This window comes from Glycomyces sp. NPDC047010, from assembly GCF_040644205.1.
Lineage (GTDB): Bacteria > Actinomycetota > Actinomycetes > Mycobacteriales > Micromonosporaceae > Glycomyces.
The window spans coordinates 135140-152403 of sequence record NZ_JBEYVY010000005.1 but is presented as its reverse complement, the minus strand read 5'-3'; the positions used below and the strand labels follow the sequence as shown (position 1 = coordinate 152403).

Below are 17264 nucleotides of genomic sequence, written 5' to 3'. Positions count from 1 at the left end.
CCTACTGCTCGGGGGACTCGTCGTCCTCGCCGAACTGGATGATCACGAGCTGGTCGGCGGCGTCCGCGGGGTCGGCCTCGTCCGGCGGCTCCGGATCCGTCACGGGCGCTTCGGGGTCGTCGTCACCGGGCGGATCGGCGGAGTTCGCGAGGTCGAACTCCGACAGCTCGTCGTTCTCTTCGGCCCATTCCTGGTGATAATTCATAAACCAACCGTAGTGCCGAGGGCCGCGTCCGGCCAGTGAACCACCAGGTAGCCTGGGACGTGCCTTCACATGTTCGTGGGCGATACTTCACCTCGACGCAACAGTTCGAGGCCATCAGACAGCGGCGTCTGGGTCTGGCCCCCGGTCGGGGAGCAATCATCGACTTGTAAAAGGAGCAGGCAGCATGCCTATCGCAACACCCGAGGAATACAACGAGATGCTCGACCGGGCGAAGGCCGGCTCCTTCGCCTATCCCGCGATCAACGTGACCTCGACCCAGACCCTCAACGCCGCGCTCGCCGCGTTCGCGGAGGCCGAGTCCGACGGCATCGTCCAGGTCTCGACCGGCGGCGCCGAGTACCTCTCCGGCCCCTCGATCAAGGACAAGGTCACCGGTGCCGCCGCGCTCGCCGCCGCCGCGCACGAGATCGCCAAGAACTACCCGGTCAAGGTCGCCCTGCACACCGACCACTGCCCGAAGAACCACCTCGACGGCTTCGTCCGCCCCCTCCTCGCCATCTCCGAGGAGCGCGTGGCCCGCGGCGAGGAGCCCCTGTTCCAGTCGCACATGTGGGACGGCTCGGCCGTGCCGCTCGCCGAGAACCTGGAGATCGCCGAGGACCTCCTCGCCCGCACCTCCAAGGCGAAGGTCGTCCTCGAAGTCGAGATCGGCGTCGTCGGCGGCGAAGAGGACGGCGTCGAGGCCGAGATCAACGAGCAGCTGTACACCACCGTCGAGGACGCCCGCGCCACCGTCGCCGCCCTCGGCTCCGGCGAGAACGGCCGCTACATGACCGCGCTGACCTTCGGCAACGTCCACGGCGTGTACAAGCCCGGTAACGTGCACCTGCGCCCGGAGATCCTCAAGGAGATCCAGGACGAGATCGGCAAGGAGCTCGGCAAGGACAAGCCGTTCGACCTGGTCTTCCACGGCGGCTCCGGCTCCACCGCGCAGGAGATCTCCGACGCCGTCGACTTCGGCGTCATCAAGATGAACATCGACACGGACACGCAGTACGCGTTCACCCGCCCGATCGTCGACCACATCTTCAAGAACTACGACGGCGTGCTCAAGGTCGAGGGCGAGGTCGGCAACAAGAAGGCGTACGACCCGCGCGCCTACGGCAAGCTCGCCGAGGCCGGCATGGCCGCCCGCATCATCGAAGCCTGCCAGCAGCTCCGCTCCGCGGGCACCAAGATCAAGTAAGACTGCGCCGCAAGGCGAACGAGGGTCCGGACGCGATGCGTCCGGGCCCTCCGCCGTACTCAGAGCTCCCAGGGATTGACGATCTGGAGGCCGATGCCCTCGAAGTCCTTGACGTTCCGGGTGGCGATCGCGGTGCCGTGCACCTTGCAGATCGCGCCGATCATGACGTCGAGCGCCCCGACCTGCCGGCCCCGCCGTTCCCGTTCCGCGACGTCCGCCGCGTAGACAGCTGCGGCCGTGAGGTCGAACGGGAGGAGGCGGTCGCCGTAGCCTTCGACGATCTGCCGCTCGATGAAGGTTTCGAGGTGGATGCGGTCACGGCCGTACGGCATTCTCGCCGTTCCCGCCCGCATCTCGGCGACGTTGATGATCGTGGTGGTCGACTCCTCAAGCGGCAGCTGCCGGAGCCACTCCTTGACCTTCGGATCGCCTTTCGGGTGCACGCCTTCGCGAAACACGTTGGTGTCGAGGACGATCACCACGAGAAGTCCGCCGCTCGGGGGAGGTCGTTCCGCTCGGGGAGGTCGAACTCGACGCCGCCCGTCTCCTTCCGGAAGGCGTCGAAGAGTGCGCCGACGGAGCCGTTCCCCTCGGCCTCGTCAACGCGCTTGGCCTCCGCGAGGATCTCGCGCGTTTCAGCCTCCATGGACCGGTCGTGCTGCACCGCACGGATCTTGAGCCACTTGTAGAGCTCGGGGTCGATGCCGCGAACGGACATCGCCTTAGTATCTGCCATCAAAACCACCCCCTAACCTTAAATAATGCTAGCACTGAGAATTCGTGAGAACACGCCGAAGAATCCACATGTCGTGGATCACTTCAAGGTGGCGGCCCCGCGGCCCTTTCGGGCCGCGGGGCCTCCTGCTGCCTGGTTCAGCGCTCCGGTTCTCTGAAGCGGCGGCCCGGGCAGCGGTCCTGGGTGGTGGCGGCGGCCTGGCGGTGGTGGCAGCCGCGGGCGGGCGGGTCCTCGGTGTCGCGGGCGGCGGCGGGGAGCGGGGCGGTCTCCTCGGCGAAGAAGACGTTCTCCTGGAGGTCGCCCGCGCCGATGCCGGTGTTGCCGGTGATGAGCTCGGCGAGGGTGGCGACCGGTTCGACGTCGTAGCGGTCGGCGATGTAGTCAAGGGCGTCGTCGGCGCGGTAGAAGAAGCGGTCGCCGTCGCGGAGCATCGTGAACTCCGCGGCCCACATCGCCTGCTGGAGCTCGCCGAACTCGGAGCCGGGGAGGTGCGGTTCGGCCATCATGCCGGTGATCGCGTCGAGGGAGTCGGTGTCGCCGTAGAGGGCCGCGAGCCGCGCGGCGACCGTGGACGCTCGCTCGGCGGTGATGGCGGTGCCGTCGCCGCGGGCCTCCTCCTCGGTGACCGGGTTCCCGTCGACGTCGCTGAACGCGGTGAACGCCATGATCTCGGGCGAGTCGATCGTCAGGCCCTCGGGGAGCGCCTCGGTGTCCTCGCCGGTGATGTCGGTGAAACTGGCGGCCGGTTCCAGGCCGAACGCCTCGCGCAGCGCGTTGTACCCGGGCAGGCCGTGGTCGCGGGCGCGCACCAGGTCGAGCGCGGGCAGGTCGGTGACCATGGTGAAGCACTCGGAGGAGTCGAGGCAGTCGGTGGCGTCGCCGACCGGCACCTGGTTGAGGACCGAGCGGAGCTGGTTGTCGACCATCTCGTCGTTGTTGTACTCGGTCTGCACGGACATGCCGTGGACGAACGCCTCCAGGCCGACGTCCCGGAACAGGTCGGGGTTGAAGAACATGAGGCCCGCGGGGGCCTCGGCCTCCACGCCGTCCTCGCCCGCCTCGACCTCCAGGCCCGCGGCCTCCAGGGCCTCCAGCTCCTCGTCGGTGTAGTAGCCGTCGGCGACGTCGACGAGGAAGTCGCCGTGGATCATCGAGTGGGCCCGGAACGCGACCGTCGCGAACTCGTTCGAGACCTGCACGTGCGTGTCGGGGTCGTAGCCCTCGTAGTCGGGGAGCTCGACGCCGAGCGCGGGGAGGAACTCCTCGTACGTGATCCGCTGGATCTCGGCGACGACGACGCGGCGGGCGATCTCGAACCTGGCCTCGTCGGTGAGGCGCCGCGGGAGTTCGGCGACGATGCGGTTGTGCTCGCGCGCGAACAGGGTCGAGAGGGCGAGCAGGGACGGGGACTGGTTGGCGCGGATGTCGCCGGTGACCATCGCGGCGGCCGGGTCGGCCATGAGGCGCCCGCTCGCGTCCATGTAGGGCGCGGCGGCCGCGTCGCCGCGCAGGTCGGCGGTGGGGAGGTAGCCGCCGTCGAGCATGAACGTGGCCGCGTTGTCGGCGAGGTCGCCGTTCACCTCGCCGTCGCGGAGCCATTCGAGCCGGTCCTCGGTGCCGCCGTAGAGCTCGAACCCGCCGAGGTAGGACGGCAGGAGGTCCACCTGCTCGCGCGGGGAGTCGACGCCGGTGCCCTCGGCGGGCACGGACCGCAGGAACGGGAGCGTCTCGGCGTCGTTCGTGAACTCCTCCAAGGGGTCGGCGTTGTCGAAGGGGACGGTGACGGCCTCGGCGGCCGGGTCGTCGTGCGCGGAGGTCTGCCGGAGCGCGATGTTGTGGACGACGAACTGGCCCCAGGCCCAGTTCCACTGGGACAGGCCGCGTTCGGAGAAGAGGTTGACGTGGTCGTCGGCGAACACGCGGTTCGAGACGTACCGCGGGTCGGGGCCCTCCTGCATGGCGCCGATCCCGTCTGCGTACGCGGCGGGGGCGAGGCGCTGGTAGGGCTGCCCGGCGGCGCCCCAGTCGGGTTCGGCCTCGTTGTTGCCGGTGCCGTCGAGGGACTCGATGTCGAAGGGGAGGGCCCGGGACAGCTCCACCTGCCGGGCGGGCCGGTTCCCGCGCCCGCCCGCCTCGGCGATCACGGCGAGGGCGGCGGCGAGGAGGAACACGAGGGCGAACGCGGTGAGTTTGAGCGCGGTGCCGCGTCTTCTGCTGCGGCGCAGCGGTTCGGTGCGCGGGTCGCGCGGTCGGGTGAGGACGGCGGGTCGGGTCATGGCGGGTCTCCGTCGGGTCAGCGCAGCGGACCGCGGGCACGGGCGTCGGCTGCGCCCCGGCTCCGCCGGAGGTCGGCTTGTGCGATGGAGAACCTCGGAGGCCGCGCCGTACGGCCTCGCATCGCGGGGGTATGCGATTGAGGCCCCGAATCTAAACCCGGAGGTCGCGGGAGGGCAATACCGCTTGCGTGACGGGGCGACTGCACGGCCGAACGGGAGGTGCGGGGCGGTACGGGTGCGGCGCGGAGGCACTCGCGGGCGTCCGCATCGGACCGCGCGTGCGACATGGGAAGGGCCCGCAGCGAGCGCTGCGGGCCCTCAGGCGCGGATCGTAGATCCTATAGGAAATAGGATCTACGATCCGGTGCTACTTCTTGAACCAGACGGCCGCGCCGCCCGGCAGGTCGCCGTCGACGAGGTCGGCGCTCGCGAGGAGCACCTCCGCGCCGTACTGGGCGACCGGGACGGGCTCGGTGCCGAAGTTGACGACCGCGACCAGGGCGCCGTTGTCGAACGCGAACGCGTCCTCGCCCGGGTCGGACAGCCACGTCAGGCCGGTGGCCTTGTGGGCCTTGCGGATCGCGATGGCGGCCCGGTAGAACTCCAGGGTGGAGCCCGCGACGCCGTCCTCGGCCTCGGCCGACACGCCGCCCCACTCGGCGGGCTGCGGGAGCCAGGAGCCGTTGGTCCCGAACCCGAACGAGGAGCCCTCGCGGGTCCAGGGCAGCGGGACGCGGCAGCCGTCGCGGCCGATCTGCGCGCCGCCCGTGCGGAAGAACGTCGGGTCCTCGCGGACCTCCGCGGGCAGGTCCAGGACCTCGTTCAGGCCCAGCTCCTCGCCCTGGTAGACGTACACGACGCCCGGCAGCGACAGCAGCAGCTGCGTCGCGGCCTTCGCGCGGGCCAGGCCGACTTCGCCGCCGCCGTAGCGGGTGACGTGGCGCTGCACGTCGTGGTTGGAGAGCACCCACGTGCACGGCGCGCCGACCCCGGCGTTGTTCGCGATCTCGGAGTCGATGGCCTTGCGGAAGTCCGCGGCGCTGAACGGCGCCAGCACCAGGTCGAAGTTGAACGCCTGGTGCAGCTCGTCGGGCCGCAGGTACAGGGAGCGGCGCTCGGCCGAGTCGGTCCACGCCTCGGCGACGAAGATCCGGTCCCCCTCGTACTCCTCGATGATGGGGCGCCACGTGCGGTAGATGTCGTGGACGCCGTCCTGGTCGAAGAAGGGCGCCTGCGTGGTGCCGATCATCTCGATCGTGCCGTCGCCGCCGGTGTCGGGCAGGCCCTCGGCCTTGACCATGCCGTGGGCGACGTCGATGCGGAAGCCGTCCACGCCCCGGTCGAGCCAGAACCGCAGCACCGACTGGAACTCCGCGTGGACCTCCGGGTTGTCCCAGTTCAGGTCCGGCTGGGAGGCGTCGAACAGGTGCAGGTACCACTGCTGACCGTCTGGGGTCTTCGTCCACGCCGGGCCGCCGAAGATCGACTGCCAGTTGTTCGGCGGCACTTCGGGGTCGGTGACGTCGCGGAAGTGGTAGCGCTCTCGCTCCGGCGAGCCGGGTGCCGCAGCGAGCGCGGCCTTGAACCACTCGTGCTCCGAGGAGGTGTGGTTGGGGACGAGGTCCACGATGAGGCGGATGCCCGCGGCGTGCGCGTCGGCGAGCATCCGGTCGAAGTCGCCCAGGTCGCCGAAGCGCGGGTCGATCTTCCGGTAGTCGGAGACGTCGTAGCCCGCGTCCTTCTGGGGCGAGGCGTAGAACGGCGACAGCCAGATGGCGTCGACGCCGAGCTCCGCGAGGTAGGGGATGCGGGAGCGGATGCCCTCCAGATCGCCCATGCCGTCGCCGTTCGCGTCGGCGAACGAGCGCGGGTACACCTGGTAGATGACCGCGTCGCGCCACCAGTGTTCACTCATCGGTGAGTTTCCCTTTCAGTCTTCTCGGGGTGCCGCACCGGTGGACCCGCGTACGACCAGTTCGGGCCGGAACAGGTATTCCGACGACGGGGTGGGCTGCCCGGCGATCTCGTCGAGCAGGGCCCGCGCGGCGGCGGTGGCGATGTCGCGCACCGGCTGCCGCACGGTCGTGAGCGGGGGGTTGGTGTGGGCGATGAGCGGGGAGTCGTCGTAGCCGACGACTGAAAAGTCTTGCGGGACGTTGAGGCCGCGCTCCTCGGCGGCGCGGATCGCGCCGAGGGCCATCATGTCCGAGCCGCAGACGACGCTGGTCGCGCCGCGGTCGATGAGGCGCGACGCGGCGGCGTACCCGCCCTGCTCGCCGAAGAGGGTCAGCTCGATGAGCTCGGGGCCGACGGTCTGCATGGCGGCGCGGTAGCCGGAGATCTTGCGGCGCACCGGCCAGTACCGGTCCGGGCCCGAGACCAGGCCGATCCTCCGGTGGCCCAGCCCGGCGAGGTGCTCGACGGCGATCCGGGCCGCGACGGTGTCGTCGCAGGAGAACGAGGCGGCCTCCACGCCCTCCGGGTGGCCCGTGACGAAGGCCACCGGGAGGCGCTTGTCCTTGAGCTCTTGGTAGCGTTCGGTGCTCGCGGACGTGTCCGCGTGCAGGCCCGAGACGAAGATGATGCCGGCAACCGCCCTCTCGCGGAGCATCTCCACGAACTCGTCCTCGGAGACCCCGCCGGGGGTCTGCGTGCACAGCACCGGGGTGTACCCCGAACCGGCCAGGACGTTGGAGATCGTCTGCGCGTAGAGCGGGAAGATCGGGTTCTCCAGTTCGGGCACGACCAGGCCGATCAGGCCGATAGCGTGCTTGCGGAGGGCCTGGGGGCGTTCATAGCCGAGCACGTCGAGGGCAGTGAGGACGGATTGGCGGGTCTGCTGACCCACGCCGGGCTTGTCGTTGAGCACCCGGGACACCGTTGCCTCACTGACCCCGGCCTGCCGGGCGATGTCAGAGAGTCGAAGCCGCATGATGACAGACTAGCCTATCTGAAAGTTGGCAACAGTTTGGTTGCAAGGCTTTCCTGATTCTGAAACATCTTGCTAATGTCGTAGGAAGTCGGGACGCGAGTCCCCGCACCAGCGGCCCCCGCCCCGGGGCCCCTCAATGAGGAGAAAAGAAGACATGCGCAGAAGGACCCTGGGTATCACCGCCGTCTCCGCCGCCGCCCTGGGCGCGGCCGCCGCATGCGGCGACGACAGCGACAGCGGCTCCGACACCGGCACCGAGTTCTCGGGCGAGCTCGTCATCTGGGCCGACGAGACCCGCACCCCCGTGCTCAAGGAGTTCGTCAAGGACTTCGAGACCTCCGTCGGCGTGAAGGTCACCGTCGAAGAGCACGTCGACACCCTGCGGCAGGACTTCCTCACCGCCGCCGAGCAGGGCCAGGGCCCCGACATCGTCGTGGGCGCCCACGACTGGGCCGGGCAGTACGCCGCCGCCGGCGCCGTCGCCCCCATCACCCTCACCGCAGACCAGCAGGCCGCCCTCAACGAGACCGCCGTCAAGGCGTTCACCGTGGACGGCAACCTCTACGGCGTCGCGTACGCCCTGGAGAACCTCGGCCTCATCCGCAACACCGCGCTCGCCCCCGACGCCCCCGCCACCTTCGAGGAGCTCGTCACCGCCGGCCAGGCCGCGGGCACCGACGAGGTCCTCACCATGGAGGTCGGCGTCGACGGCAACGCCTACAGCGCCTACCCGCTGTTCTCCTCAATGGGCGGCTACCTCTTCAAGGACGACGGCTCCGGCAACCTCGACCCGACCGACGTCGGCGTCGACTCCGCCGGCGGCGTCGCCGCGTTCGAGAAGTTCGCCGAGCTCGGCGCCTCGGGCGTCCTCAAGACCACCTTCGACGCCTCCAACGTCATCCCGTTCTTCGTCGACCAGAAGACCGCGTTCATGATCTCCGGCCCCTGGGCCCTCACCGACGTCCAGGGCGCCGGCCTGGAGTACGAGGTCACCGCGATCCCCGGCTTCGAGGGCCAGAACCCCGCCTCGCCGTTCCTCGGCGTCCAGGGCTTCTACGTCGCCTCCGGCGCCAAGAACGCCGTGTTCGCGCAGGAGTTCGTCACCAACTACGTCCTCACCGAGGACCTCCAGCTCAAGCTCGCCGAAGCGGGCGGGCGCCTCCCGGCGCTCACCGCCGCCGCCGAGACCTACGCCGAGGGCAACGCCGACGCGCAGGGCTTCGCCGCCGCCGGCGAGAACGCCGTCCCCATGCCGAACATCCCCGCCATGGACTCCGTCTGGGAGCCCTTCGGCCGCGCCGAGGCCGACGCCATCGACGGCACCACGCCGGGCGCCGACGCGGCCGCGACCGCCGCGCAGACCATCCGCGACGCCGTCGGCGCGTAGCGGCCCCGGCCAGTCCACAGAGCGAAGGAACGCGCAGCAGTGCTCGACCAACGTGCCCAGACGGCCGGCTCCACCACCGCCGCAGGCCAGATCATCAAGATCGCGGTGCTCGCGGCGGTGGCCGCGCTGGCCGTCTGGGCGGCGTTGCCGCTCATCGGCGCCGGGGCCTGGTGGGGCCTCGGCCTCGAGGCGGTCATCGTCGCCATCGTCTTCTACACCTACCTCCAGCGCCGGTCCATCCCCCTGAAGTACCTGGTCCCCGGGACGCTCCTGCTCATCGCGTTCCAGATCGCGCCGGTCGTCATGACCGCCGGGACCTCGTTCTCCAACTACGGGGACGGGCACCGGACCGACAAGGAGGGCGCGGTCGAGGCGATCATCGCCGCGGGCGTCCAGCAGACCCCCGGCGGCGCCAACTACCTGCTCGCCGTCGGCGAGTCCGCCTCCGGCGAGCTGACCCTCCTGCTGACGAACACCGCCGACGGGACCACCTGGGCGGGAACGGAAGAGGGCCTCACCGAGATCGACGGGGCCACCGTGGACGCGAGCGGGCGGATCACCGCCGCCCCCGACTACACCGTGTGGACCCTCGCCGACCTCAACGAGCGGCAGGGCGAGCTCGCCGAACTGGCCGTCCCGACCGGGCCGGACACCGGCATCAAGGTGCAGGGCCTCTCGGCGTTCGAGGGCGTCTCGACGCGCTCCTACGACGAGGGCTGCGACTGCATCACCGACTCGGCGACCGGCACCGTCTGGTACGCCGACGACGAGGAGGGCAGCTTCCTCACCGAGGACGGGCAGGCCGCGCTCGTCGGCTGGCGCGTCAACATCGGCTTCGACAACTACCTGTCCGTCATCACCGACCCCGACATCCGCGGCCCGTTCCTCGGCGTCTTCGCCTGGAACGTCATGTTCGCGGCCGGGTCGGTCCTGTTCACCTTCGTGATCGGCCTCGGCACCGCCATGGCCCTGAACAAGCCGTCCATGCGCGGCACCAAGGTGTACCGGACGCTCATGATCCTGCCGTACGCCATGCCGTCGTTCGCGATGCTGCTGGTGTGGGCGCAGATGTTCAACCGCGACTACGGGCTCGTGAACGAGCTGTTCGGGCTCAGCGTCAACTGGTACGGCGAGACGTGGGCCGCCCGCGCGATGGTCCTCATCGCGAACACGTGGCTCGGCTGGCCGTACATGTTCCTCATCTCCCTCGGCGCGCTCCAGGCGCTCCCGTCGGACTCCCTTGAGGCCGCGAAGATCGACGGCGCGACGGGGGTGACGGCGTTCCGCAAGATCACGCTGCCGCTGCTGCTCATCGCGCTCACGCCGCTGCTGATCTCCTCGTTCGCCTTCAACTTCAACAACTTCAACGCGATCCAGCTGCTCAGCGGCGGCAACCCGTTCCTCGCGGGCGAGTCGGTCGGCGGGACCGACCTGCTCATCACGTACGCGTTCCGCCAGGCGTTCGGCTCCAGCACCGCCGACTACGGCTTCGCCAGCGCGGTCAGCGTATTCATCTTCCTGATCGTCGCCACGATCTCGGCGATCATGTTCCGGACCACCCGCAACCAGGAGGACGTGTACTGATGGCGACTCAAGCGCGACGCAAGCGGTCCAACTGGGTCGCGGAGTTCGGGTGGCGGCACCTGGTGGCCGTGGCGGTCCTCGTGTTCGGGCTCGTGCCGATCCTGTACGTGGTGTCGGCGGCGTTCAACCCGAAGGGGACGCTCTCGGCGACGTCGCTCGTCCCGACGGATCTCAGCCTGGTGAGCTTCGACCGGCTGTTCTCGGACCCGAACATCCCGTTCGGGTCGTGGTTCGCGAACTCGCTGATGATCGCGATCCCGGCGGCGTTCCTGTCGATCCTGATCTCGTCGCTGGCGGCGTACGCGTTCAGCCGGTTCCGGTTCAAGGGGCGGCGCGGGATGCTGCTGTTCCTGCTGCTCATCCAGATGTTCCCGGCGTTCCTGTCGGTGGTGGCCCTGTACCTGATCTTCGGCGCGATCGGCGAGTTCTACCCGGTGGCGGGCCTGAACACGAAGCTCGGCCTGATGCTCGTGTACATGGGCGGGGCGCTGGGCGTCTCGACGTGGCTGATGAAGGGCTTCTTCGACACGATCCCGAAGGAGCTCGACGAGGCCGCGACGATCGACGGGGCCTCGCACGCGCAGATCTTCTTCGGGATGATCCTGCCGCTGGCGGCACCGATCATCGCGATCTCGGGCATCCTCGCGTTCGTCGGGACGATGAACGACTTCATCCTCGCGTCGCTGTTCCTCACGGACCGGCCGGAGATGACCCTCGCGGTGGGCCTGAAGACCTTGACGGCGGACAACTCCCCGGCCTCGTACTTCGGCATCTTCGCGGCCGGAACGCTCCTGACCTCGGTCCTCACGGTCGGGGTGTTCATGAGCCTCCAGCGCTACATCGTCTCGGGCCTCACCGGCGGTGCCGTGAAGGGCTAGACAAGACTGCTGCTCGACACGCGTTTCCCTCCGGGAGGCGCACCGGGCCCGGACCAGGGGGAGCCTCCCTCCCCTCGGTCCGGGCCTTTCCGCTTGCGCGGGCAGGGCCTTGACCGACGGGCCGGGCCCTCAGTCCCGGAAGAGGTCGGAGAGGAGGGCGAGGGGGGTCTTGAGGTCGGCGTACTCCTCCAGCTCGATCACGGTGTGCTGGAGCTGTTCGAGGGCGTAGGCGACCACGGCGATGTCCTGCGCGGGGGATTCGAGGAGGTCGATGACGCGGTCCATGAGGCGGAGGGCGTCGGCGAGGGTGCGGAGGTCGTCGGCGTTCTCGGTGCGGGCGCCGGGGTGGGTGTTGACGGTGACGGCGTCGGGGTCGTCGACCGAGGCGGCCCTGTTACCGGTGAGGCGGTCCCAGTTGACGCGGCGCTCCTCGTGGAAGCGGGCGAGTCCGGCGCGGAGCAGGACGGCGCGGGCGACGAGTTCGACTCGTTCGCCGGGCGGGAAGGCGTCGGACATCGGGTGCCGCCGCTCAGGACCAGTGCGGGGGGCGCTCGGCGAGGAGGTCGCGGTCGCGGGCGGAGAGTTCGCGGCGGACAAGGGGGGCGGGGGCCTCGCCCCAGCCCCGGTCGGTGTCGTCGGAGGTCTGGTCCGGGAGCACCGAGAAGTCCTCGTCGAGTTCGACGGAACGGTCGTCGTCGGAGACTGCCATGCACCGACTGTACGTCAGGGGGTCTCGCCGGGCACAACAGAGCGGCCCTGAACACCCGGTGAACGGGTGGTCAGGGCCCTGCTTCGGCGTGCTTAGGAGGCGAGTCCGACGAGCTCGTACCCGGCCTCGTCGACGGCTTCGCGGACCTGGTCCTCGGTGAGGGCGGCCTCGCTGGTGACGGTGACCTTGCCGGTGTCGAGGGCGACGTCGACCCCGGAGACGCCGGGGAGGGCGGTGAGTTCGGAGGTGACGCTGCCGGCGCAGTGGCCGCAGGTCATGCCCTTGACGACGTAGACGGTTTCCATGTGGACTCCTTGTCAGGTTCTGAGCAGGCGGGCCACCGCGTCCGAGGCTTCCTTCACCTTGGCTTCGGCGGCGGTCGGGTCACCGGAGGTCTGCGCCTCGGCGACGCAGTGGGCCAGGTGGCCTTCGAGGAGGCTGAGGGCGACGGCCTGGAGTCCCTTGGTGGACGCGGAGATCTGGGTCAGGATGTCGATGCAGTACTGGTCGTCGTCGACCATCCGCTGGATGCCGCGGATCTGCCCTTCGATGCGTTTGAGGCGTCGCGTGAGCGCGGCCTTGTCGCCGTGGTACCAGTAGTGGTCGTGCCCGCCGTCGCCGGACTCAGGGGCGTGCGCGGTGTCGTCGCTTGCCATGTCGCTTCCCTCCGTTCGTCAGTGTATACCCCTGCGGGGTATTGCGGCAACTGCTCGTTAGCCCTGAGCAGCGGCCCGTAGTATTCCGTGCCATTGTGCGAGAAATTCTCCCCCCGGGCTTGTCTCGACTCATATTGGCCTCTAACGTGAACCCGTCGCGTCGGAAACTCGGGTGCACCCCGCACCCGCCGCGCGGCACCGCCGAGTCGGCCCGAGTCCCGTCGGGTTCGAGCCGGGGAACCAGCAGTCGGCCGCGTGCAGGGGCCGACGGGGTGAATCGCATGCAGCGTAGGGCGACCCTTCCTTCCGCCCGAACCCGACAGCTAACCCGGTAGGCGGCCAGAGGAAGGAGCGCATCCCTTGGTGCGTACCCGGCGTATCGCTGCCGCCGCCTTGGCCGCAGCACTGATTCCCGCGACGGCGGCGCTGTTCACGTCTTCGCAGGCGTCGGCGCAGACCAGCGACGAGATCCAGGCGGAGATCGACGAGCGCCACTCGGACCTGGAGAAGGTCATCGAGGACTACAACGCCAAGCGCGAGGAGCTGGACGACGCCAACGCCCTGATCGCCGAGATCCAGGAGCAGCTCCCCGCTTTGGAGACCGCGGGCCTCGCCGCGCAGGACCGGATGGCCGAGATCGCCTCGACCGCCTACACGGGCGGCGACTTCGCGATGGTCAACTCGGTGCTGGCGGGCGACCCGTCGGACTTCGCCGACCGCCTCATGTACCTGTCGAACCTCTCGAACGCCGAGAACGCGGCGCTCCAGGACTCCCTCGCGCAGATCGAGGAGCTGGAGACCCGCCAGGCGGAGCTGGAGGCCCTCCAGGCGAGCGCCGACGAGATCCTCGGCGAGATCGACGAGCAGCAGCAGGCGATCGAGGACGAGATCGACGCCCTTGAGGACGAGTACGCCGACGCGTACGCCGAGGAGAACCCCGAGCCCGACTGGGGCGACTACTCGGGCGACTCGGCGGTCGTGGCCTTCGCGTACGACCAGCTCGGCGACCAGTACGTGTACGGCGCCTCCGGGCCGAACGAGTGGGACTGCTCGGGCCTGACGCAGGGCGCGTGGGGCGCGGCGGGCGTCAGCCTCTCGCACAACACCGCGATGCAGTGGGACGAGACGGCGCGGATCTCCCGCGACGAGCTCCAGCCCGGCGACCTCATCTTCTACAACGGCCTGGGCCACGTGGCGATCTACATCGGAGGCGGCGAGATCATCCACGCCCCGAACTCCACCACCGTGGTCAAGATCGCCGACATGGACATCATGTCGATCGACGGGTACGGCCGCCCCTAGCGGCCGCGTCCGTCCCCCGGCCGCGAGGCCGGGCGCCGAACCCCCCGGCGGCGGCGCGGGCGCTCCCGATTGCTGACCCTGCTGCTGACCCGCAATAGCCCGACCGCCGCCGGGGACCACCTCATAGTAAAGAAGCCCTTGCGAACCGCTCCGGCGGGCCGCAAGGGCTTCTCACGTTTTCGTTACCGGCCAGTCGGTTCCGGCCGACCGGTCACTCCGGCTGGTGCTCCTCGAACGTCCACGAGTAGCGGGCCCGGCGGCCCGTGCCGCCGCGCTGCCACCGCTCGGGCCCGGTCGGGGGCCGGTAGTCGATGCCCATGGCGTGCAGGCGCTCCAGGTGGTCGCCGAGGCGGTCCTGCACCGGGTTCGCCTCGCGCACGGCCATCCCGGTCCACCCGACCTCGGCGAGGACCGACAGGCGCGGGAACGCCGAGTACTCCACGTCCCGCGGGGTCGGCAGGTACTCCGACCACAGCTGGCACTGGATGCCCAGGACCTTCTCGCCGTCCACGCCCGCGGGGACCGGGTCCCAGCCCGCGACCTTGTCGACGGTGGTGAGGCCGTGGATGCGCAGCGGCTCCTGCGGGTCGTCGCTCTCGTAGTGGTCGTAGTACGCGTACGGCTCGGGCGAGGCCACGACCATGTGGCCCGCGGCGATGGCCTTCTTGACGTACGCCTCGTTGCGCCACACGTGGACCACGGCCTCGGCGGGCGCGCCGCCGTCGAGGATCTCGTCCCAGCCGATGACCCGCTTGCCCATGCCGGTGAGGTGGTCGCAGAACGCCTTCGTGAACCACGCCTGGACGCCGCGCACGTCCTCCATGCCCTCGCGCTCCATGAGCTCGCGGGCGACCGGGGAGGACTCCCACTGCGTCATCGGCACCTCGTCGCCGCCGATGTGGACGAACGGGCCCTCGAAGACCTCGCCGATCGCGGTGTACGCCTCCAGCGCGAAGTCCAGGGCCTCCTGGGTCGGCTCCAGGACCTCCTCGAACACGCCGAACGTGGGCGAGACCGGCTTGTCCTGGCCCGCACCGAGTTCGGGGTAGGCGGCGAGCACGGCGCGGGCGTGCCCGGGGAGGTTCACCTCGGGGACGATCATGATGTGGCGCTCGCGCGCGTAGGACGCGATCTCGCGCAGGTCGGGGACGGAGAAGATCCCGCCGTGCGGGGTCGGCTCGTACCCGGACGCCTCGTCGCGGGCGTGCCCGATCTTCGTCTCGGCGCGCCAGGACGCGATCTCGGCGAGCTTGGGGCGGGAGGGCACGTCGAAGCGCCAGCCCTGGTCGTCGGTGAGGTGCAGGTGCACGACGTTCATCCGGTGCAGCCACGCCCGGTCGATCATCTTGAGCACGAAGTCCTTCGGCTGGAAGTGCCGGACCACGTCGATCATGACGCCGCGCCAGCGCAGGCGCGGCTCGTCGTCGATCGCCACGAGCGGCACGACCGGGGCGGCCGCGGGGGCCTCGCGCAGGGAGTCCGCGGGGAGGAGCTGGCGGAGGGTGGCGATGCCGCGGGCGATGCCCGCGGGGTGGGCCGCGGCGAGCACGACGCCGTCCGCGGTGATGTCGAGGCGGTACGCCTCGGCGGCGGTGGTGAGGTCCGCGGGCCGGTCGCCTTCGAGGCGCACGCGCAGGACGCGGCCGCCCTCGCCTGTGCCGCCCTCTTCAGGGCCGGCGACGGCGAGCCGCAGGCCGGTGCCCCGGTTGAGGAGGTCCGACAGGAGCCAGGCGAGCGGGTGCAGCTCGGGGTCGGCGGCGATGGCGGCGAGGGTGCTCAGGTCCAGGTCGCCGTCGGCGAGGACGAGCTGCTGCGGTTGCGGGATCAGCGAGATGCGGCGCTGCATGGTTCGGGGGCTCCTGTGGTCGAGGTGCAGTTGTCCGGCCCGCTCGCCGCCGGGGGTGCGGCCGCGCCGGGAGGAACCGGTGTCCGCGGGGTCGCGCCGGTCGGTACGGCGACGCTCCCACGAATTAGTTCAGTTTATTTATAATATAGGACCGCGCCGCGGTCGGCCAGTGCATCGAGCGGGGAAACCCGCCCGGGACCGGCGACCGCGGCGCGCGGTGGAACGTTTCGCGGAACTCTCAGTGCACCTTGGGCAGGTGCTGCGTCGCGTCCAGGTCCTCGGGGGACTCCCGCTGCCGGTTGATCGGCAGCGGCGCCGACTCCGACTCGAACACCCCCGACACGGACGTCAGCGCCGACAGCGACGGCGAGGTCTTCTCCTCCTCGCCCGAGACCAGGCCCAGCTGGCGGCGCAGGTCGGTGAGGTTCGAGCCCGCCGAGTCGCGCTGGCGCTCCAGGGCCGCGACCTCCTCGGAGAGGGGCTGCACGCGTTCGGCCGCGCGCTCCCCGGCGCTGCGCTTGAGCCGCGCCGCCTCGGTCTCGGACTCCGACTTGATGGACTTGACCTGCTCGGTCGCGCGGTGGACGGCGTCCTTCGCCTGCTGGTCGGCCTCCTCGCGGCGCTCGACCGCCCGGTTCTCGGAGGAGCGGGACCGCTCCTCGGCGAGCGCGAGCCGGTCCTCGGCCTCCGAGACGATCCGCTGCGCGGTCGCGATGGCCTGCTGGTGCCGGTCGGCCTCCTCCTTCTGCGCCCGCTCGCGGCGGTCGGCCTCGGTGAGGGTCAGTTCCTGGGTCTTCTTCTTGCGGAACTCCGACGCCTCGGACAGGAGCTGCCCGGCGGCGCTGCGCTGCTGGTCGGACTCGCGGGAGGCGAGGGCGCGCAGCTCGGTCATCTCACGCTCGGAGGTCGCGCGGGCGACGGCGATCTCGCGCTCGGCGGCCGACCTGGTCTTCTCGGCCTCCGAACGGGACTGGCTCTGCGCGGTCTGCACTTCGCGGTGGACGTCGGCGAGGGCGAGGTCGTGGCTGCGGCGGGCGTTCTCGCGCAGCTCGGTGGTCTCGTTGACCGCGCGGGCGCGGATCTCGGTGACGTCCTGGTCGGTGGTGGCGGTGATCTCGGCGGCCTCGGCGTGGGCGGCGCGCATCATCGCGTCGGCCTCGCCGCGGGCCTCCTGGATCAGGGACGCGGCCTGGCGCTTCGCGTCCGCCTTCTGGACGCCGGCGTCCTGCTCGGCGGCCCGGAGGATCTTCTCGACGCGGGCGCCCAGGCCCGCGAGGGTCGGCTGCTCGGCCTCGGCGATCTGCGTGGCCCGCTCGGAGACGCGCCGCTCCAGTGCGCCGATGCGCTCCTCCGCGCGGCGCAACTGCTGCTCGGCGGTGTCCAGTGCCCGCACCGCCTCGTCACGGTGCTGCTCGTGGGTCTTGATGTTCTGATACAGCCGGGTGGTGAACTCGTCGACCTGGTGGCGGTCGTAGCCGCGCATGGAGACGGCGAATTCGGGCCCGGTTTCCTCGAAGAATTTCGACATGGTCTTCCAGAGTCACAG

General features: G+C 70.2%; 17 protein-coding genes and 1 riboswitch. Of the genes, 5 read left to right on the top strand and 12 right to left on the bottom strand.

Annotated elements, in window-relative coordinates:
- Nucleotide 1: 1 nt before the first annotated feature.
- On the bottom strand, nucleotides 2-205 hold the full coding sequence (locus AB0A65_RS12040) for a hypothetical protein (protein ID WP_359950402.1): 204 nt from the start codon (nucleotides 203-205) through the stop codon (nucleotides 2-4).
- Between the two features lie 184 nt (nucleotides 206-389).
- Here AB0A65_RS12040 and fbaA point away from each other — a divergent pair, with 184 nt between their 5' ends.
- Nucleotides 390-1412 carry a class II fructose-bisphosphate aldolase gene (gene fbaA, locus AB0A65_RS12035; protein ID WP_359950400.1) on the top strand — a complete coding sequence of 341 codons (1023 nt, stop codon included), beginning with the start codon at nucleotides 390-392 and terminating at the stop codon, nucleotides 1410-1412.
- 59 nt (nucleotides 1413-1471) lie between these two features.
- Here fbaA and AB0A65_RS12030 read toward each other — a convergent pair whose 3' ends face one another.
- The 5 genes from AB0A65_RS12030 to AB0A65_RS12010 all read right to left on the bottom strand — a co-directional run bounded on the left by AB0A65_RS12030 (nucleotide 1472) and on the right by AB0A65_RS12010 (nucleotide 7356).
- Nucleotides 1472-1894, bottom strand: a complete 423-nt coding sequence (locus AB0A65_RS12030) for a type II toxin-antitoxin system VapC family toxin (RefSeq protein WP_359950398.1) — start codon at nucleotides 1892-1894, stop codon at nucleotides 1472-1474.
- Nucleotides 1888-2148, bottom strand: coding sequence for a plasmid stabilization protein (locus AB0A65_RS12025; protein ID WP_359950396.1), 261 nt, complete (start codon nucleotides 2146-2148; stop codon nucleotides 1888-1890). Before AB0A65_RS12025 ends, AB0A65_RS12030 begins: the two co-directional genes overlap by 7 nt.
- Before the next feature lie 137 nt (nucleotides 2149-2285).
- Nucleotides 2286-4424 (bottom strand): peroxidase family protein, encoded by a 2139-nt coding sequence (locus AB0A65_RS12020; protein WP_359950394.1) that lies wholly within the window; start codon nucleotides 4422-4424, stop codon nucleotides 2286-2288.
- Nucleotides 4425-4791: 367 nt separating this feature from the next.
- Nucleotides 4792-6339 carry a glycoside hydrolase family 13 protein gene (locus AB0A65_RS12015; RefSeq protein WP_359950392.1) on the bottom strand — a complete coding sequence of 516 codons (1548 nt, stop codon included), beginning with the start codon at nucleotides 6337-6339 and terminating at the stop codon, nucleotides 4792-4794.
- Between the two features lie 15 nt (nucleotides 6340-6354).
- Nucleotides 6355-7356, bottom strand: coding sequence for a LacI family DNA-binding transcriptional regulator (locus AB0A65_RS12010; protein WP_359950390.1), 1002 nt, complete (start codon nucleotides 7354-7356; stop codon nucleotides 6355-6357).
- Nucleotides 7357-7510: 154 nt separating this feature from the next.
- Between AB0A65_RS12010 and AB0A65_RS12005 the strand changes: the two genes are divergently transcribed.
- The 3 genes from AB0A65_RS12005 to AB0A65_RS11995 are packed head-to-tail and all read left to right on the top strand — an operon-like array spanning nucleotide 7511 to nucleotide 11205.
- A complete protein-coding gene (locus AB0A65_RS12005) occupies nucleotides 7511-8743 on the top strand; it encodes a maltose ABC transporter substrate-binding protein (RefSeq protein ID WP_359950389.1) in 1233 nt (410 codons plus the stop codon).
- Nucleotides 8744-8782: 39 nt separating this feature from the next.
- Entirely contained in the window at nucleotides 8783-10327 is a 1545-nt protein-coding gene (locus AB0A65_RS12000; protein ID WP_359950387.1) for an ABC transporter permease subunit, read from the top strand.
- On the top strand, nucleotides 10327-11205 hold the full coding sequence (locus AB0A65_RS11995) for a sugar ABC transporter permease (RefSeq protein WP_359950385.1): 879 nt from the start codon (nucleotides 10327-10329) through the stop codon (nucleotides 11203-11205). Before AB0A65_RS12000 ends, AB0A65_RS11995 begins: the two co-directional genes overlap by 1 nt.
- A 129-nt stretch (nucleotides 11206-11334) precedes the next feature.
- Here AB0A65_RS11995 and AB0A65_RS11990 read toward each other — a convergent pair whose 3' ends face one another.
- The 4 genes from AB0A65_RS11990 to AB0A65_RS11975 all read right to left on the bottom strand — a co-directional run bounded on the left by AB0A65_RS11990 (nucleotide 11335) and on the right by AB0A65_RS11975 (nucleotide 12570).
- Entirely contained in the window at nucleotides 11335-11721 is a 387-nt protein-coding gene (locus tag AB0A65_RS11990; protein ID WP_359950383.1) for a hypothetical protein, read from the bottom strand.
- Between the two features lie 13 nt (nucleotides 11722-11734).
- Nucleotides 11735-11914: a hypothetical protein gene (locus AB0A65_RS11985; protein ID WP_359950381.1), complete on the bottom strand. Its 180-nt coding sequence runs from the start codon at nucleotides 11912-11914 to the stop codon at nucleotides 11735-11737.
- Between the two features lie 92 nt (nucleotides 11915-12006).
- Nucleotides 12007-12219 (bottom strand): cation transporter, encoded by a 213-nt coding sequence (locus tag AB0A65_RS11980; protein ID WP_359950379.1) that lies wholly within the window; start codon nucleotides 12217-12219, stop codon nucleotides 12007-12009.
- Between the two features lie 12 nt (nucleotides 12220-12231).
- Complete coding sequence (locus tag AB0A65_RS11975) at nucleotides 12232-12570, bottom strand: metal-sensitive transcriptional regulator (protein WP_359950377.1); 339 nt, start codon at nucleotides 12568-12570, stop codon at nucleotides 12232-12234.
- Between the two features lie 204 nt (nucleotides 12571-12774).
- Nucleotides 12775-12924, top strand: a riboswitch (cyclic di-AMP (ydaO/yuaA leader).
- Between the two features lie 9 nt (nucleotides 12925-12933).
- Here AB0A65_RS11975 and AB0A65_RS11970 point away from each other — a divergent pair.
- Nucleotides 12934-13872, top strand: coding sequence for an NlpC/P60 family protein (locus AB0A65_RS11970; RefSeq protein WP_359950375.1), 939 nt, complete (start codon nucleotides 12934-12936; stop codon nucleotides 13870-13872).
- Nucleotides 13873-14083: 211 nt separating this feature from the next.
- On the opposite strand, the gene AB0A65_RS11965 is transcribed toward AB0A65_RS11970, so the two are convergent.
- Nucleotides 14084-15718, bottom strand: a complete 1635-nt coding sequence (locus AB0A65_RS11965) for a beta-N-acetylhexosaminidase (RefSeq protein ID WP_359950373.1) — start codon at nucleotides 15716-15718, stop codon at nucleotides 14084-14086.
- Between the two features lie 238 nt (nucleotides 15719-15956).
- Nucleotides 15957-17246 (bottom strand): cell division protein DivIVA, encoded by a 1290-nt coding sequence (locus AB0A65_RS11960; protein WP_359950371.1) that lies wholly within the window; start codon nucleotides 17244-17246, stop codon nucleotides 15957-15959.
- Nucleotides 17247-17264: the final 18 nt, after the last annotated feature.

Excerpts from the sequence above, each read along its gene's own strand:
- AB0A65_RS12040 (WP_359950402.1), bottom strand. The coding sequence starts at position 205 with ATGAATTATCACCAGGAATGGGCCGAAGAGAACGACGAGCTGTCGGAG.
- fbaA (WP_359950400.1), top strand. The coding sequence starts at position 390 with ATGCCTATCGCAACACCCGAGGAATACAACGAGATGCTCGACCGGGCG.
- AB0A65_RS12025 (WP_359950396.1), bottom strand. The coding sequence starts at position 2,148 with ATGGCAGATACTAAGGCGATGTCCGTTCGCGGCATCGACCCCGAGCTC.
- AB0A65_RS12020 (WP_359950394.1), bottom strand. The coding sequence starts at position 4,424 with ATGACCCGACCCGCCGTCCTCACCCGACCGCGCGACCCGCGCACCGAA.
- AB0A65_RS12015 (WP_359950392.1), bottom strand. The coding sequence starts at position 6,339 with ATGAGTGAACACTGGTGGCGCGACGCGGTCATCTACCAGGTGTACCCG.
- AB0A65_RS12010 (WP_359950390.1), bottom strand. The coding sequence starts at position 7,356 with ATGCGGCTTCGACTCTCTGACATCGCCCGGCAGGCCGGGGTCAGTGAG.
- AB0A65_RS12005 (WP_359950389.1), top strand. The coding sequence starts at position 7,511 with ATGCGCAGAAGGACCCTGGGTATCACCGCCGTCTCCGCCGCCGCCCTG.
- AB0A65_RS11995 (WP_359950385.1), top strand. The coding sequence starts at position 10,327 with ATGGCGACTCAAGCGCGACGCAAGCGGTCCAACTGGGTCGCGGAGTTC.
- AB0A65_RS11990 (WP_359950383.1), bottom strand. The coding sequence starts at position 11,721 with ATGTCCGACGCCTTCCCGCCCGGCGAACGAGTCGAACTCGTCGCCCGC.
- AB0A65_RS11985 (WP_359950381.1), bottom strand. The coding sequence starts at position 11,914 with ATGGCAGTCTCCGACGACGACCGTTCCGTCGAACTCGACGAGGACTTC.
- AB0A65_RS11980 (WP_359950379.1), bottom strand. The coding sequence starts at position 12,219 with ATGGAAACCGTCTACGTCGTCAAGGGCATGACCTGCGGCCACTGCGCC.
- AB0A65_RS11975 (WP_359950377.1), bottom strand. The coding sequence starts at position 12,570 with ATGGCAAGCGACGACACCGCGCACGCCCCTGAGTCCGGCGACGGCGGG.
- AB0A65_RS11965 (WP_359950373.1), bottom strand. The coding sequence starts at position 15,718 with ATGCAGCGCCGCATCTCGCTGATCCCGCAACCGCAGCAGCTCGTCCTC.
- AB0A65_RS11960 (WP_359950371.1), bottom strand. The coding sequence starts at position 17,246 with ATGTCGAAATTCTTCGAGGAAACCGGGCCCGAATTCGCCGTCTCCATG.